This is a genomic window from Vibrio sp. MED222 (genome assembly GCF_000153005.1).
Lineage (GTDB): Bacteria > Pseudomonadota > Gammaproteobacteria > Enterobacterales > Vibrionaceae > Vibrio > Vibrio tasmaniensis_A.
Map to the genome: position 1 here is coordinate 1 of NZ_CH902611.1, position 15,225 is coordinate 15,225.

The following is a 15,225-nucleotide window of genomic DNA, read 5'->3' on the forward strand; positions in this document are numbered from 1 at the left end:
ACTCGTCTTCAACTAATTGAATCAGGTCTAACTCACCGTACTCGTTCAGATCTACCAAATCGTACTCTTCCGGTGCTTCCTCTTCACTTTTCTCGCTGTAAACAGGAGTATAAGTAAATTGGACATCGCACTCATGTGCGAAAACCTCATTACAACGTTGACACTCTAAATCGACTTCGACGTTAGCTTTACCAGAGATAACGACTAATCGTTGTTCATCAAGCCCAAATGACATTGAGACTTGCGCGTCACGTTTTACGCCTTCAGTTGTTTCGGTTAAACGCTTTAAAAGACTGACTTGAATGATACCATCCATATCGAGTCGTTTTTGAGCCGTTCTTGCCGGATCAACTGTACGCGGTATTTTTTCCTTTTGCATAGGGCGCGAATCTTATCTTCCAAATCGTGTTTAGTCAAAGGAAATGGCAAAAAAAATGTACTTTCCTACCTTTCCTGTTCAGAGCATTATGAATAGCAGGATAAGTTACGTTATCCTGAACTAAATGCTTACACGAATTGTAAATTAAAATGAGAAATTACCAACTAGTTTTAGCTTCTACATCTCCATTTAGGCAAGAGATCCTCAAAAAACTACAGTTAGACTTTGTCACAGCAAAGCCTGACTGCGATGAAACGCCACTTCCAGAAGAGACTCCTCAACAATTGGTAATGCGTCTTGCTGAGACCAAAGCCAAGTCTTGTGCTGTCGAACAACCAAGCCTAGTGATTGGTTCCGATCAAGTATGTGTGATCGACGAAGAAATCATTGGCAAACCTCATACTCGTGAGAAAGCGATTGAGCAATTGTCTCGTCAAAGTGGTAAGAGCATCACTTTCTATACTGGGATAACGGTATGGAACAGCGAGACCAGTAAAGCTGACACGCGTCTCGACACCTTTGTTGTGCATTTCCGCGATTTAACTGAGCAACAGATCATTTCTTATGTTGAGAAAGAGCAGCCTTATTACTGCGCGGGCAGTTTTATGTGCGAAGGGTTAGGTATTGCATTGTTTAAACAGATGGAAGGTAAAGACCCAAACACGCTGATCGGCTTACCTCTGATCGATTTAGTCGATATGCTTGAGGCACAAGGAATGAACGTGTTGTAAGCGATACTTACCACTCTGTTGGAGATTCCCTACTCCTTCCTTCGTCAGTCTAGGGAATGACGAAGATAGCCACATTATCCAATCAGCTCATGATGTAGAACCTGACTTTAAAAAGTCGTCATCCTCATGAGCGAGGAACGAGCGAGTTGGGGATCTTCTACAACAGATGAAAACAAAAAAGGTTGACGAATTTCATCAACCTTTTTGTTAGTAGATAGATAAGGCTAGAAACAGCTAACCCTTTCGTATCTCGTATCTCGTATCTCGTATCTCGTATCTTCTTAAAGCTTACGTAAACCAGTTAAGGCTTTCTCTAGCCTTCTTTCCATTGGCGCCGAGATATCAATCTTCTCTTCGCTACCCGGGTGGATAAACTTGATGTTGGCTGCATGTAAGAACAGACGATTCAGTCCTACTTTACCCGTATAAGCATCGAAACGACGATCACCGTAACGATCATCCCAAGCTATTGGATGACCGGTATACTGAGCGTGCACACGGATTTGGTGTGTACGGCCTGTAATTGGGCTAGCTTGAATCAACGTCGCCTCTTGGAATTTCTCTAAAACCTTAAAGCGGGTTTCAGAAGCTTTACCATTCGGGTTCACTCGAACAATGCTATTCACTTCATTTTTTAACAAAGGTGCGTTGACGACTTTACAGCTGTTCTTCCATTCGCCCATCACTAGAGCGAAATAGTATTTTTGAACCGTTTTTTCACGGAACTGTGCTTGAAGGTGTCTTAGCGCCGAGCGCTTCTTAGCAACAAGCAAAATGCCAGACGTATCTCTATCAATACGGTGCACTAACTCAAGAAAACGAGCATCAGGGCGAAGAGCACGCAATGCTTCAATCGCGCCAAACTTCAAGCCGCTGCCACCATGAACCGCAGTACCTGATGGTTTATTGAGAATCAGCATGTGATCATCTTCATAGATGATGCACTGTTCCAATTCCGAAACCTTATTGAGTTTCGTACTCGGTACGTTCTCTTCCGTTTTCTCTTCAATAGTAACGGGAGGGATACGTACTAAGTCGCCAGCTTTTAGTTTGTACTCAGCCTTGATACGTTTCTTGTTAACGCGGACTTCGCCTTTACGCACGATTCGGTAAATCATGCTTTTCGGGATGTTTTTTAATTGGTTGCGTAAGAAGTTATCAATACGCTGACCAGCCATATCTTCGTCAATGTCGACAAATTGGACTTGGGTTCTAATTTCGCTCATTGGGTTATTGTATCACTGTCACTTTTGATAATTGAGATTTTCTTAACCCTATTCTGAACTTATTTATCTAAAATCCCTGCGACTCTATCCCTAAAAGGGCATTGAAGTTCTATATTTCTTTGATTCTTCGAACAAAAAAGCACCAAGCTTCCTGCAAATTAAAATATCAATTGATAAATTATTTATAGACAGTGAGTTAGAGCTATCAAAACCCAAACAAAAACTGTTTTTTTTACCGCATTACGACAAAGCAGATTGCTGTGTTTACCGACCACTGCTATAGTTCACAGCTGCTATCAATGGATTGACTAATATTTAAACAGCTAACCATTCATAAGCAAGTAAATGAGTAGATGACTCAGATTAGACAGTGCTGCAATCGGCGTAAGACACGGTCAACTGAGTTCCTTATCGCTCTACTCACGTACACTCATGTTGAGTATTCACCGCCACATCGCGGATCATAGGCTAACTCCCTATGATGACTGACGTGCCCCAGAGCATCCCTCTCCAGCCGGGAGGCTGCACCGATAAAGCCATGGGATCTGGCACCATGAGAAACGAACTAAAGCGATAAGACCAATGATGAAAATAAGAAAAGACAATGAGAATTTCTAAATGAAAAGAATGTTAATTAACGCAACTCAAAAAGAAGAGTTGCGTGTCGCTTTGGTTGATGGCCAGCGACTGTTCGATCTAGATATCGAAAGTCCAGGTCACGAATCAAAGAAAGCGAATATCTACAAAGGACGTATTACCCGTATTGAACCAAGCCTAGAAGCGGCATTTGTTGATTACGGCGCAGAACGTCACGGTTTCCTCCCTCTTAAAGAAATTGCCCGCGAATACTTCCCTGAAGGTTATACATACCAAGGCCGTCCTAGCATTAAAGAAGTGCTAAGAGAAGGACAAGAAGTAATCGTACAAGTTGAGAAAGAAGAACGTGGTAGCAAAGGTGCTGCACTGACAACTTTCATCTCTTTGGCGGGTAGTTACTTAGTTCTTATGCCAAATAACCCTCGCGCTGGCGGTATTTCTCGTCGTATCGAAGGTGATGAACGCACTCAACTGAAAGCAGCATTAAGCACTCTTGAGCTTCCTCAAGGTATGGGCTTAATTGTGCGTACAGCGGGTGTAGGCAAAAGTGCAGAAGAGCTAGAGTGGGACTTGAACGTTCTATTGAATCACTGGGGCGCTATCAAGCAAGCTTCTGATTCAAATGCAGCTCCTTTCCTTATTCACCAAGAAAGTAACGTTATCGTTCGTGCGATTCGTGACTATCTACGTCGTGATATTGGCGAGATTCTAATCGACAGCAATACTATTTTTGAACGTGCACAAGCGCACATTCAATTAATACGCCCAGATTTCATGAATCGCGTTAAGAAATACGATGGTGAAGTACCACTATTCAGCCATTACCAGATTGAAAGCCAGATCGAATCTGCTTTCCAACGTGAAGTTCGTCTTCCATCTGGTGGTTCTATCGTAATCGACCCAACAGAAGCTCTGACTTCTATCGATATCAACTCTGCTCGTGCAACAAAGGGCGGCGATATCGAAGAAACAGCACTTAACACTAACCTAGAAGCAGCCGATGAAATTGCACGTCAATTACGTCTACGTGACCTAGGTGGTCTTGTTGTTATCGACTTTATCGATATGACTCCGGTTCGCCACCAACGCGAAGTAGAAAGCCGTCTACGTGATGCCGTTCGTTTAGATCGCGCACGTGTTCAGATTGGTCGTATTTCTCGCTTTGGTCTTCTAGAGATGTCTCGTCAACGTTTGAGTCCATCACTAGCAGAAGCAAGCCACCACATTTGTCCTCGTTGTACAGGTACTGGTGTTGTTCGTGATAACGAATCTCTAGCACTATCTGTTCTACGTCTGATCGAAGAAGAAGCTCTAAAAGACAACACTGCGCAAGTTCTTGCTGTAGTCCCTGTTCCTATCGCTTCTTACCTATTGAACGAAAAACGTCGCTCAGTAAACCACATCGAGAAGAACCAAGAAGTTAAGATCACTGTAGTTCCTAACTCTGACATGGAAACACCGCACTTTGAGGTTATCCGTGTTCGTGAAGGTGAAGAGTTCGACCTACTGTCTTACTTGCTGCCTACCAAGCTAGAAGCTCTAAAAGAAGCAGAAAGCAAAGAGCCTGCAGAACAGACTATTCGTCCTAAGAAGATCGAAGAGCCAGCTCTTAAAGGCTTCGCAGCTCCTGCTCAATCAGCACCGACTCCAGCTCCAGCACCTAAAGCTGTAGAAGAGAAAAAAGCTGAATCAGCAGCGACTCAAGAACCAGGTTTAGTTGGTCGTTTCTTCAAAGCTATCGGTAGCTTCTTATTTGGCTCTTCAACTCAAGAAGAGAAAAAAGAAGAAGAGAAGCAAGAAGAGAAACCTAAGAACAATCGCAACAACGGCAACCGTCAACGCCGTGATCGTAACGATAACCGTCGTCGTAACCAACGTGGTGACCGTGGTGAACAACGTGGTGAGCGTGGTGACAATCGTAACGAAAACCGTGACAACAAACGCCGTCGTAAACCAGTTCGTGATGAGAAACCTGAAGAGCAGAAAGAAACTGCTCCACAGCAAAATCGCCAGCCTCGTAAGCCTAAGCAAGACCGTCGCAATAAGTCACGTGATGAGCAGAAGCAACGCGAAGAGCTAGCACCATCTAAATTAGCAGAAGAAGGTCTACAGCTAGCGGCAGAAGCTCAAGCTGATAAACTAGAAGCGCCTAAGGCTAAGCCAGAAGCGAAAGCAGCTAAGATTAAAGAGCGTCGTCAGCGTCGTAAACTGAACAAACAAGTTCGTATTAAAGACCAACAAGCTGAAGCTTCAGAAAACTCGTCAAATGAGTCTGCTGTTGCTAAAGAACAGTCTATTGCGAAAGAACAATCAGTAGCTCAAGAGCAAAAAGTTGCGGAACAAGTAGAAGCAACTCAAGCAAACGCTGATGAACAAACAGAACAGGAAGAGCCGAAGCAACGTCGCAACCGTCGTTCTCCACGTCACCTACGTGCAAGTGGTCAACGTCGTCGTCGCGGTCGTGATCGTCGTCCTAACCCATTCCGCCTACGTAAAGGTGGTGTAGCTTCTCCAGAGATGGCTATGGGTAAAGTGATGCCTCGCTTCATTCCAAAACCTCACCATAATCAGGCAAAACCTGAAGTGGCTGAAGTTCAAGTAGCAGTTGAAACTCAAGTTGCTGTACAGGAGCAAAACGTAGCTCAAGAGACGGCACCACAAAGTAACACAGCTATTGCTGGCGGCTTTGCATGTCCTGAACTTGCGATGGGTAAAGTCATTATCCGCCGTGAAGAAGCTGAAACTGTCGTTGAAACTCAGGTAACTGAAGCTCCTGCGGTAGTTGAAACTGAGAAAGTTGAAACTCCAGTGATTGCTGAAACTGCGAAAGTTGAATCGCCTGTTGTAGCAGAAGCTGTGCAAGTAGAAGCAACACCAGTTGTTGAAGCTGAAGCACCTAAAGCTGAAAGTGTAAAAGTAGAAGAAGCTCCTGTGGTAAAAGCAGAAGCTCCTAAAGCGGCACCAAAGGCCGCTGTTGCTAAAAAACAAGCAGGTTCACCAATGACTAAAGCTCCTGGTCCTCAAGAGATCAAAGAGATTCAAGTTGTTGCGGCTCCATTCCGTACTGAGCGTTTTGTATCGAAAGGTGCAGGTAGCCAAGCAGCGTCAAATAAAGCCGGCGCAGGCATGACTAAACCTCAATACTAATGAGCTTCGCAGAGTAATCTGCAGAGAACTATCTAAGGGCGACTTATTCATAAGTCGCCCTTTTTTTATATCCATAGTTCCGATTAGTTATAATAGATATATTACTCAAAATAGGGTTCAACCTTGAACTTAATCACATTTTTGGGTAGCATTCGCGCACTTATATTTTCGACACTTAGCTATTGCCGCTCTTTTTCATCACTGTTTGGCTACGCAATACATTCGTGTCGGTAAACCCATTTTAAGCATAGCTGAGCAAACATGTTCGAATTCCCACAATTTTCAAAGCACTCTGTAAAAAATGATGTGCTTTCAGGTCTTACCGTAGCCTTAGCTCTGGTACCTGAAGCCGTAGCATTCGCCTTTGTTGCAGGCGTTGACCCAATGGTTGGTCTTTACGCAGCATTCATCGTAGGTTTAATCACTTCTGTCTTCGGCGGTCGTCCAGGTATGATTTCTGGTGCAACTGGCGCAATGGCTGTTGTAATGGTTAGCCTAGTAGCAACCCATGGCGTTCAATACCTCTTTGCGGCAGTTATGCTAGCCGGCCTTCTGCAAATTGCAGCGGGTGTATTTAAGCTAGGTAAATTCATCCGTATCGTTCCACACCCAGTAATGATTGGTTTCGTGAACGGTTTGGCTATTGTTATCTTCCTTGCTCAGCTTGGACAATTTAAAGCACCAGACGTAACAGGTGCGCTAACTTGGTTACCAAGCGGTCAAATGACACTGATGTTAGGTCTAGTCGCACTGACTATGGCTATCATCCACTTCTTACCTAAACTAACAACAGCGGTACCATCGTCATTGGTTGCTATTGTTACAGTAACAGCTTTGGTTGTTGGCCTTGATCTAGAAACTCGTACTGTTGTTGATTTCTTACGCACTATGTCTGGTGACGAAGCAGCAACACTAGCGGGCTCTCTACCAACATTCTCTATTCCAGCAGTACCGTTTAGCCTAGAAACGCTATACATCATCCTGCCTTACGCAGTGATTCTTGCAGCGATTGGTCTAATCGAATCACTACTAACGCTAACCGTACTAGACGAAATGACAAACACTCGTGGACAATCTAACCGTGAATGTGTTGGTCAAGGTATGGCGAACGTGACGTGTTCAGTATTTGGCGCGATGGGTGGTTGTGCGATGATCGGTCAATCGATGATCAACGTAAACTCAGGTGGTCGTGGTCGTCTTTCAGGTATCGTAGCGGCAGTTGCACTACTGATGTTCATCCTGTTCGGCTCTGCACTGATTGAAATGATTCCTCTAGCAGCACTTGTGGGCGTTATGTTCATGGTTGTTATCGGTACGTTTGAATGGGCAACCTTCAAGTTGGCACGTCGCGTTCCTAAGCAAGACTTCTTCGTTATCGTTCTTGTAACTGTCGTTACAGTACTAACAGACCTTGCGGTAGCAGTTGGTGTGGGTGTTGTAGCTTCTGCACTAATGTTTGCATGGCAACATGCTAAGCACATCTACGCAGACACATCGGTTAACGCTGAAGGCTCTAAAGAGTACAAAGTTAACGGTCCAATCTTCTTTGGTTCAACCGCTAACTTCCTTGAGTTGTTTGACTCATACAACGATCCACAAGATGTTATCGTTGATTTCGCAAACTCACGCGTTACTGACCACTCTGCTATTGAAGCGATCGACACGATTGCTGACCGTTACGCGGCACTAGGTAAAACACTTCACCTTCGCCACCTAAGCCAAGACTGTGTTGCTATGCTGCACAAAGCCGGTAGCTTAGTTGAAGCGAACGTTGCAGAAGACCCAATCTACAAAGTAATGTCTAAGTAAGCTTAGTCATAGCTTAAAGCTAGATTTAGAAAGGCCGACATTCAATGTCTAATGCCGTTCGGATAAGCATTATTGCTTGAACCTGAACGGATATTTGGCTGGGACAAAGAGGACTGAACGTGGAAACGTTCGGTCTTTTCTTTTATCTGGAAGAATGAAGTGACTCAAACTGTCTCTCATCCTTTTCAGTTTTACAGGTAGAGTTCCGTCTGGACTTAAAGTTAACCAACGTAATTGCGCATCAATAAGGTTAATTGCGGCGGTAAAACTGACCCTAGTCGCTCGAACCCCGGCTTCTGAAGCTATCTTAACCATCTCTAATCGCACTAAGTTATAGGCAAGTAATACGCCCCACAGCTCTTGCTTCACACCGGCAGAAAAACGACTTCGTAAAGTGACGTGACTTTGCAGTTGAGTCTGTTTAATTTCACCATAACCTTCTTCTATCTCCCAGCGTTGCCAATAAATACGCAGCAGGCTTTCTAGCGAGTATCTACTAGGGTCTGTAAGTGAAGTAATAAAACCTTTTATCTCACCTTTTGGCTCTTGATATAGGACTAATCTGGCTTCCCAACGTGCGGGTAAATTCGGATTCTGCCGTTGAGCTTGAGGAGAGATGGGCATTGAGATGAGCATGTCGTTCTCCGCATATTTCTCCAACACTTCATAGCGTAGCTTACGCTTTGCAGGCATTAACCAGTGAGCATTTTCCGCACTCTCTTGCCACGACAACAAGAGGTCTGCCGAGAAATAACAACGATCAAATAAGGTCAATGAATGTGCGGGGATATCATTGAATAGGCGCTTAGCTAAGGTCGTTTCACCGACATGACAGCCATCAAAAGCCGCCCCCATAATCATTCGAGTTTCTGTTGACATCAAAGCGACTAAACGAAGTTGAGGGTAAGGTTTCAATTTTTTAGAGATGAACCCAAATTCTTCAGCGTTCTCTGGGGAATCTTGGCACCTAAATGTTGTCCCATCCACAGCAAGAACATTAAGCTCTAAGTCTTTGTCTTGTTGAAGGATATCTCCGTTCCAAGCCTTTACCGTTGTGTGAAACAGAGCCGCTAACGGACTCTCATCTAGACGTCGGCGTGAATCAGTTAGGACACTGGGTGCAACACGAGACCAGCTATCTTCAGGTTTAGGCTGAAGTGCAATGTCTAATGAACTGCACACCTCTTTGATAGACATGTTGCGTTGCAGCCCCATCCAAATAACTAACCAGACAGCTTGCTGAGCGGGAAGCCGACGTCGTCTTATGCTCGCTTTATTAGTTTCAAGAAGAGCTTGTTCTATCCACTCAATCTGAATGGCGTCGACAACAGATTCATAATTATCGGCATCTTCAATGGTCTCATGTGCCATTGCTAATTCTTGTTCAAGCATAAAAAAATCCCCATCAACGTTGTTGATGGGGATTATCTGCTAACTGCAAGATCGTTCAAGTCTTCTTAAACGATCGGCATTAGACATTCAATGTCGGCCTTTTTTATATCGATGAACCTTGATACTTTATCGCCCACCAAGAACACAGCCTCTACACTATATTGAACGCAGTATCGCTTCGCTCGACTCTTCGATTAAATCCAACACTAATTCAAAGCCATTCCCCTCACCATAATAAGGATCGGGAATTTCTTGATATTGTGACTCTCCAAAACTCAAAAATAACGCGAGCTTGTATTGGAGGTGAACTGGACACTGGCTCACTAAGTCATCTAAATTCGCCTTGTCTGCCGCAAGTATCAGGTCAAACTCTTCGAAGTCATTATCTACCACTTTACGAGAGGTAATCCCTTTAAAGCTGTAGCCGCGCTTCTCTCCTGCTGATTTTGAACGTGAGTCTGGCGCATTGCCTTGATGAAAGCCAATCGTCCCAGCGGAGTCGACCGTTACATTAATATCCATCTGCTGAGCTTTCTTTCTCAGCACCGCTTCACCTGTTGGCGAACGACAAATATTCCCCATACAAACCACGAGTATCTTTTTCATCCGTAATCACCTGTTCTTCCGATGGTTTTTGCTATCGTTAAGTTAGGCTATGATAGGCGTAATCACAACTTAAAAGGATTTGTTATGTCGACCGAAGACAACAAAGAACAACGCCACAAAGCAAGACAACAGAAAGTAAAAGAGCAAGTCGATGCACGTGTTGCAGCAGCGCAAGAAGTGAAAGGACTGTTATTGGTTATTACTGGCAACGGGAAAGGGAAATCGACATCAGGTTTCGGTACGATTACACGTGCAGTCGGTCACGGTAAGAAATGTGCCGTTGCTCAGTTTGTAAAGGGAACCTGGGATAACGGTGAAAAGAACGTTCTTCAAAAACTCGATGTAGAGTTCCAAGTGATGGGTACAGGCTTTACTTGGGAAACTCAAAATAAGGCGAAAGATATTGAAGCCGCACAGCGCGTATGGAAAGAGTGCCAACGCATGCTAGCTGATGAGTCGATTGATGTAATTCTGTTTGATGAGCTGACGTACATGGTAAGCTATGGCTACATCGAGCTAGATGAAGTGGTAGAGGCTCTGAGTAACCGTCCTAAAATGCAATCAGTGATCATCACAGGCCGTGGAGCGCATCGTACTTTAACGGACATGGCCGATACCGTGTCTGAAGTTCGTAACGTTAAACACGCTTTTGAGTCTGGTGTTAAAGCTCTGCAAGGTGTGGATTGGTAACAGCCTTCCAACCAGAGGTCCCCGACTCGGTCACTCTTCCCTCTCGAGGATGACGACCACTAGACTGTCTCGCCCTTGAACAAGGCACTAATACCTATCGTCATTCCCTAATGCGAGGGACGAGCTTCATAGGGAATCTCTCTTGGGTATTATCGGCAGCCAAACAAAAGCGCCATTCCTCGTAATAAGGAATGGCGCTTTTTATATGCTATTTATATGCTATTTATTTAAAATAGCGATTAGTTAAACAAGCCTTTGAGTAAACCATTGACTGCATCTCTAGTTTTCTCATCTTTGATCTTGTCACCGTATTTTTCTTCAAGTTTCTTAATACCGCGATCAATCTCTTTTTCAGCTTTCTGTTTCAACACATCATCAAAAACAAGCCCAAATTTCGGGTCAGCCCACTGGCCGGTTACCTTAATTGGAATCGTCACATCTTTGAGATCATCAATGCTCTTACCACCCTGGCCTTCAAGCGAACCAACAATTGACGTGCGAACCAGGAAGTCGACCGTTTCATTGATGAAGTTTGCTTTACCTTGACCTGTCACGCGTAAAAGAGGCGATTGTGCCGATAAGTCATTCGTTGAAACCCAACCTTTATCAACCTTGAGTGTTGCTTTCATTGCACTAAAATCTGTCTTTTGAGACTCGTCTTTGCTTTCGACTTTTTCGCCTTTGATCTTAGCGTAGTTTTCTCTAATCAGTTGCGCGATGTTGATGCCATTAACCGCACCATCTTCAAAGTTAATCGCAATAGTACCAACCAAGTTCTTCTTGATTCCTGTTGGCGTCAAGCTCTTACCTTTAACGTTAACATCGATATTACCGGTACCTTCCAGCGTATCGTTGTTCGCTACGTCAACCAGTAACGGTTGTACTTTTACGCCTTTAATCTTTTTCTTAGCCGTGTAAGTCGCTGGCGTCTTGCGTGCATCTAATCGTGCTGTTGCCGAGATAGAGCCTTGGTAAAGATTCGAGGTAAACGATATCAGATCTGCGATACCACGGTTAACTGAGAACGCAGTTTTCACGTTCTGCATTTTTGCGTTGTTCGCCTTGAACTTATCGATTGTGATATTACCTTTCACATCGAGCGTTTTCAGAGCTGACAGGTCAGGTTCTACTTCTTTCGCAGGAGCCGAGTTATCTGAACTTGAAGTCGAGCTACCTGAGCTTGACGTCGAAGAAGCTGTAGTATTTGAAGTTGAGCCACCAGCAGAATCAGAAGGCGCAGCGCTCGCTGTTTCTTCTGTATTACCTAGGCCTAAGAACTCATCTAAATCGATGTTCGGGCTATGAAGAGAAAAACGAACCTTTGGTATTTCAGATAAAGTGATGTCCGCTTTACCGTCTAGTGCGATAGCGTTAGCTTGCAGCTTCGCTAGCACAAAGCTCAAGTGACTCTTCGTTAGATCAAAGCTTAAGTCAGACAGCATATCCACTTTCATTGGTGATTGAGGAAGCGTTTCACCTTTGAATGTTGAGTCTAATGTTAACTTGTTCAGTGTAACTTTTGAGATCGCGCTATCGACAGTTAAGTCACCGCCACCTTTAAGATCAAGGTCAAGACCAGCAGCATTACCAATCACCGCATAAGTCAGTTGGTTAACCTTATCGAACTCAAACGTATTTAAGCCAATCTTCGCTGACTCGATCGACGTTGCTGGATCATTGAACTTCGCATTAAGGTCAATATTTCGTAATGCGTAGCTTGCAAAGCCTTCCGCTAATTTGAATTCAGCACTGCCATTTGCAGAGAACTTCTGTTGGTTGTTTTCACCAGAAGCCGCAAACGTCGCGGTCGTCCATGTATCAACGGCAAACTCAGAAAGACTCAAAGACACATCGTATAGCTTAGTGAATGAACCTGCTTGCTTGTCGTCCATCTCAAACAATGCGTTTGAGACAGTTACACCTGCAAGATTGATCGTCCAGCCAGATGTGTCTGTAGAAGTTTGCTCTTGAGGCGCCGGTGTTGCTTCAGAACTTGTATCCGCTGCAGGTTCAGACTCCTTAGGAGCAGACACTTGTGTGAGCGCATCGATGTTCTTGCGACCATCTTTAAGCGTTTCTAAATAAAATTCTGCACCATCTAGAGTGATATTGCCGATCTCTAGTTGATTGCTAAATAGCGGAGTAACCGAAACATCAACGCCAACCGTATCAACCTTAAACAGGTTTGGTTGAGTGAACCCTTCAGGGTTACGTAATTCAGTTTGACCAAGTTCGAAGCCAATAGATGGGAAGAATTGCCAACTGATATCACCCTCGATCACGAGCTCTAGGCCTGTGTGTTTTTGGGCTTGTTCGACAATTAATGGCTTAAATTGGTTGGGATTCACTAACAGCACTAGTGCCAGAATTGCTGCAACGACAACAAACACTGGTACAGCTATGAAAATGAGTAGTTTCTTCATCCGCATATTCCTTGCTTAGATTCCAAAAGAAAGTGGCACTATAAAAGTGCCACTGATTCGGTAAAAAATAAAGCTAAGTGAGTCACTTAGGCAAAATTTAATTCGATTAAGACTTCAACAACTTCGCAATATGCGCTTTTAGCACATCAATCGCAATACGGTTTTTACCACCACGAGGAACGATGATGTCTGCATGTTGTTTTGAAGGCTCGATAAACTGCATGAACATTGGGCGTACTGTTTCTTGGTATTGTTTAAGTACCGTATCCATTGTTCGACCACGCTCTTCTACATCACGCTTAACACGACGTAGTAGACAGATGTCCAACGGTGTATCCATAAATACGCTTGCGTGCATTAGTTTACGAAGACGCGGGTCTGTCAGAAGCAGAATACCTTCTAAAATGATCACTTTCTTAGGAGTAAGTGTAGTCGTTTCAGAAGTGCGTGTGTGCTCTGTGTAGCTGTATTCAGGAACTTCCACGGCATTGCCACTCATTAGCTGCTGTAGATGTTCGCATAAAAGGTCATGATCTAGTGCATTTGGGTGGTCGTAGTTAGTTTTAACTCGCTCTTCCATACTCAAGTGACTTTGGTCGCTGTAATAGCAATCTTCCGTGATAACACCAATTTGATGGTCGCCTACTTTTTCGCGCAGCTCATTATAAATCGTACTCGCGATCAGGCTTTTTCCTGAAGCTGAAGCGCCAGCGATACCTACGATGACACATTGATTATTATCAGACATTAATTTGCACCCGATATGGTTTGGTGGTGGGAAGAGATAAACCGCCTGATTATAGGGGCTAAAGCATATAGATTCTAGTCGCGATGTTAGCTAATTGCAGTCAAATTGATGATCTCAATACATTTACTTAAAACAATCGTTTGCTTTCAAATAACTTAAATACAACTATATGCACACCCCCTATGGCTATCCACCTAATCCAACCGTTGTTTATCTCACCCAAACATGATTTACACACCTTTGTGATCAGCCATTGCTATTCAACCATCGAGAAGTTAATCGCCTCTGGTCTCGCCTTACCAGTCCAGAACATCTTCGCAGCCACGTTCTCAGCAAGCTCTAAGTAATGACGCGTGTGTTCACTGTCTGGACGACGTATAACGGTTGGGCAACCTGCATCAATATCTTCCCGTACATCAATGTGCAGCGGAATTTGCGCTAAGATATCGAGGTAAAACTCTTCTGACATGGCTTCCGCGCCACCAGCGCCAAAGATATGCTCTTTCTCGCCACAGTGGCTACAGATATGGTAGCTCATGTTTTCCACTAAGCCTGCCACTGGCACGCTCACTTTATCAAACATTGCCACACCTTTACGCGCATCGGCTAATGCCAAATCTTGAGGGGTGGTCACCACAACCGCGCCCGTCACTGGGATCTGCTGCGAAAGCGTTAGCTGAATATCACCCGTACCCGGTGGCATGTCGATAACAAGGTAATCCAATTCTGGCCATACGGTTTCATTCACGAGCTGACCTAAAGCCTTCGCTGCCATTGGGCCACGCCAGATTGCAGCATCATCTTTCGACACAAGATAGCCAATAGAATGCGTAAAAATGCCGTGCGCCTCGATTGGCATCATCCATTTGTTGTTCTGCACTTCTGGCTTTGCATCCAGTTGACCGAGCATCATCGGCACAGATGGACCATAGATATCCGCATCCAACAAGCCCACTTTTGAACCTGACTTAGATAACGCAAGCGCAAGGTTTACCGAAGTTGTCGATTTACCCACCCCACCCTTTGCCGACGTCACGGCGATAATGTTCTTAACGCCCTTCAAAGGTGTCGCGACTGTTGTTTCTAGCGCAGACGGCTTCACTTTTACTTCAAACTGAAAAGCGCTAACAAGTTGCTGTTCAATCTGGGAGTGGATCCACTGTTCCAGTTCAACCGCGAGCTGATTGGCAGCAAAAGGCAAGGTAATAACAAATGACCCACGCGGATCAACCGATACAATATTTTGGTGTAGCGCCCACTCTGGGATGAGGATTGGTGACTCGAACTCATTCAACCATGAACAGAAATCTTGCTTAGAAGTAAAGTTACGCATTGGGGCTCCTTTTTTTATTTATGCTATCACCCACGAGATGAAGACTGAACCCCTAAAAAACTAGGGGAATCCTTTGTCTGATACCTTGGCGTATCACACGTTATAAAGTAGTATTACCTCTCAAAATTTATACCTATCAAAAAA

General features: G+C 44.3%; 11 protein-coding genes. 4 read left to right on the forward strand and 7 right to left on the reverse strand.

Annotation, left to right across the window (positions count from 1 at the left end; translation table 11 throughout):
• A partial coding sequence (locus MED222_RS03110; RefSeq protein ID WP_009848610.1) for a YceD family protein occupies positions 1–379 on the reverse strand: 379 nt, incomplete at its 3' end.
• A 149-nt stretch (positions 380–528) separates the two neighbouring features.
• On the opposite strand from MED222_RS03110, the gene MED222_RS03105 reads away from it, so the two are divergent.
• Positions 529–1,110, forward strand: a complete 582-nt coding sequence (locus MED222_RS03105) for a Maf family protein (RefSeq protein WP_009848611.1) — start codon at positions 529–531, stop codon at positions 1,108–1,110.
• Positions 1,111–1,391: 281 nt separating this feature from the next.
• Here the strand turns inward: MED222_RS03105 and rluC are convergent, their stop codons facing one another.
• Positions 1,392–2,336 (reverse strand): 23S rRNA pseudouridine(955/2504/2580) synthase RluC, encoded by a 945-nt coding sequence (rluC, locus tag MED222_RS03100; RefSeq protein WP_009848612.1) that lies wholly within the window; start codon positions 2,334–2,336, stop codon positions 1,392–1,394.
• Positions 2,337–2,954: 618 nt separating this feature from the next.
• Between rluC and rne the strand changes: the two genes are divergently transcribed.
• Both rne and MED222_RS03090 read left to right on the forward strand, forming a co-directional pair.
• On the forward strand, positions 2,955–6,080 hold the full coding sequence (gene rne, locus MED222_RS03095; RefSeq protein WP_009848613.1) for a ribonuclease E: 3,126 nt from the start codon (positions 2,955–2,957) through the stop codon (positions 6,078–6,080).
• A 261-nt stretch (positions 6,081–6,341) separates the two neighbouring features.
• On the forward strand, positions 6,342–7,889 hold the full coding sequence (locus tag MED222_RS03090; RefSeq protein WP_009848614.1) for a SulP family inorganic anion transporter: 1,548 nt from the start codon (positions 6,342–6,344) through the stop codon (positions 7,887–7,889).
• Positions 7,890–7,958: 69 nt separating this feature from the next.
• Here the strand turns inward: MED222_RS03090 and MED222_RS03085 are convergent, their stop codons facing one another.
• Both MED222_RS03085 and MED222_RS03080 read right to left on the reverse strand, forming a co-directional pair.
• Positions 7,959–9,281: an IS4-like element ISVbsp1 family transposase gene (locus MED222_RS03085; protein ID WP_009848615.1), complete on the reverse strand. Its 1,323-nt coding sequence runs from the start codon at positions 9,279–9,281 to the stop codon at positions 7,959–7,961.
• Positions 9,282–9,437: 156 nt separating this feature from the next.
• Complete coding sequence (locus MED222_RS03080; protein WP_017099041.1) at positions 9,438–9,887, reverse strand: low molecular weight protein-tyrosine-phosphatase; 450 nt, start codon at positions 9,885–9,887, stop codon at positions 9,438–9,440.
• An 84-nt stretch (positions 9,888–9,971) separates the two neighbouring features.
• Here MED222_RS03080 and cobO point away from each other — a divergent pair, with 84 nt between their 5' ends.
• Positions 9,972–10,577, forward strand: coding sequence for a cob(I)yrinic acid a,c-diamide adenosyltransferase (gene cobO, locus MED222_RS03075; protein WP_009848617.1), 606 nt, complete (start codon positions 9,972–9,974; stop codon positions 10,575–10,577).
• Between the two features lie 239 nt (positions 10,578–10,816).
• Here the strand turns inward: cobO and MED222_RS03070 are convergent, their stop codons facing one another.
• The 3 genes from MED222_RS03070 to apbC all read right to left on the reverse strand — a co-directional run bounded on the left by MED222_RS03070 (position 10,817) and on the right by apbC (position 15,081).
• Entirely contained in the window at positions 10,817–13,000 is a 2,184-nt protein-coding gene (locus MED222_RS03070; RefSeq protein ID WP_009848618.1) for an AsmA family protein, read from the reverse strand.
• 106 nt (positions 13,001–13,106) lie between these two features.
• Complete coding sequence (gene udk, locus MED222_RS03065; protein ID WP_004734002.1) at positions 13,107–13,748, reverse strand: uridine kinase; 642 nt, start codon at positions 13,746–13,748, stop codon at positions 13,107–13,109.
• Between the two features lie 256 nt (positions 13,749–14,004).
• Complete coding sequence (apbC, locus tag MED222_RS03060) at positions 14,005–15,081, reverse strand: iron-sulfur cluster carrier protein ApbC (protein ID WP_009848619.1); 1,077 nt, start codon at positions 15,079–15,081, stop codon at positions 14,005–14,007.
• Positions 15,082–15,225: the final 144 nt, after the last annotated feature.

Coding starts and splice junctions, on each gene's coding strand:
- MED222_RS03105 (WP_009848611.1), top strand. CDS start 529: ATGAGAAATTACCAACTAGTTTTAGCTTCTACATCTCCATTTAGGCAA.
- rluC (WP_009848612.1), bottom strand. CDS start 2,336: ATGAGCGAAATTAGAACCCAAGTCCAATTTGTCGACATTGACGAAGAT.
- rne (WP_009848613.1), top strand. CDS start 2,955: ATGAAAAGAATGTTAATTAACGCAACTCAAAAAGAAGAGTTGCGTGTC.
- MED222_RS03090 (WP_009848614.1), top strand. CDS start 6,342: ATGTTCGAATTCCCACAATTTTCAAAGCACTCTGTAAAAAATGATGTG.
- MED222_RS03085 (WP_009848615.1), bottom strand. CDS start 9,281: ATGCTTGAACAAGAATTAGCAATGGCACATGAGACCATTGAAGATGCC.
- MED222_RS03080 (WP_017099041.1), bottom strand. CDS start 9,887: ATGAAAAAGATACTCGTGGTTTGTATGGGGAATATTTGTCGTTCGCCA.
- cobO (WP_009848617.1), top strand. CDS start 9,972: ATGTCGACCGAAGACAACAAAGAACAACGCCACAAAGCAAGACAACAG.
- MED222_RS03070 (WP_009848618.1), bottom strand. CDS start 13,000: ATGAAGAAACTACTCATTTTCATAGCTGTACCAGTGTTTGTTGTCGTT.
- udk (WP_004734002.1), bottom strand. CDS start 13,748: ATGTCTGATAATAATCAATGTGTCATCGTAGGTATCGCTGGCGCTTCA.
- apbC (WP_009848619.1), bottom strand. CDS start 15,081: ATGCGTAACTTTACTTCTAAGCAAGATTTCTGTTCATGGTTGAATGAG.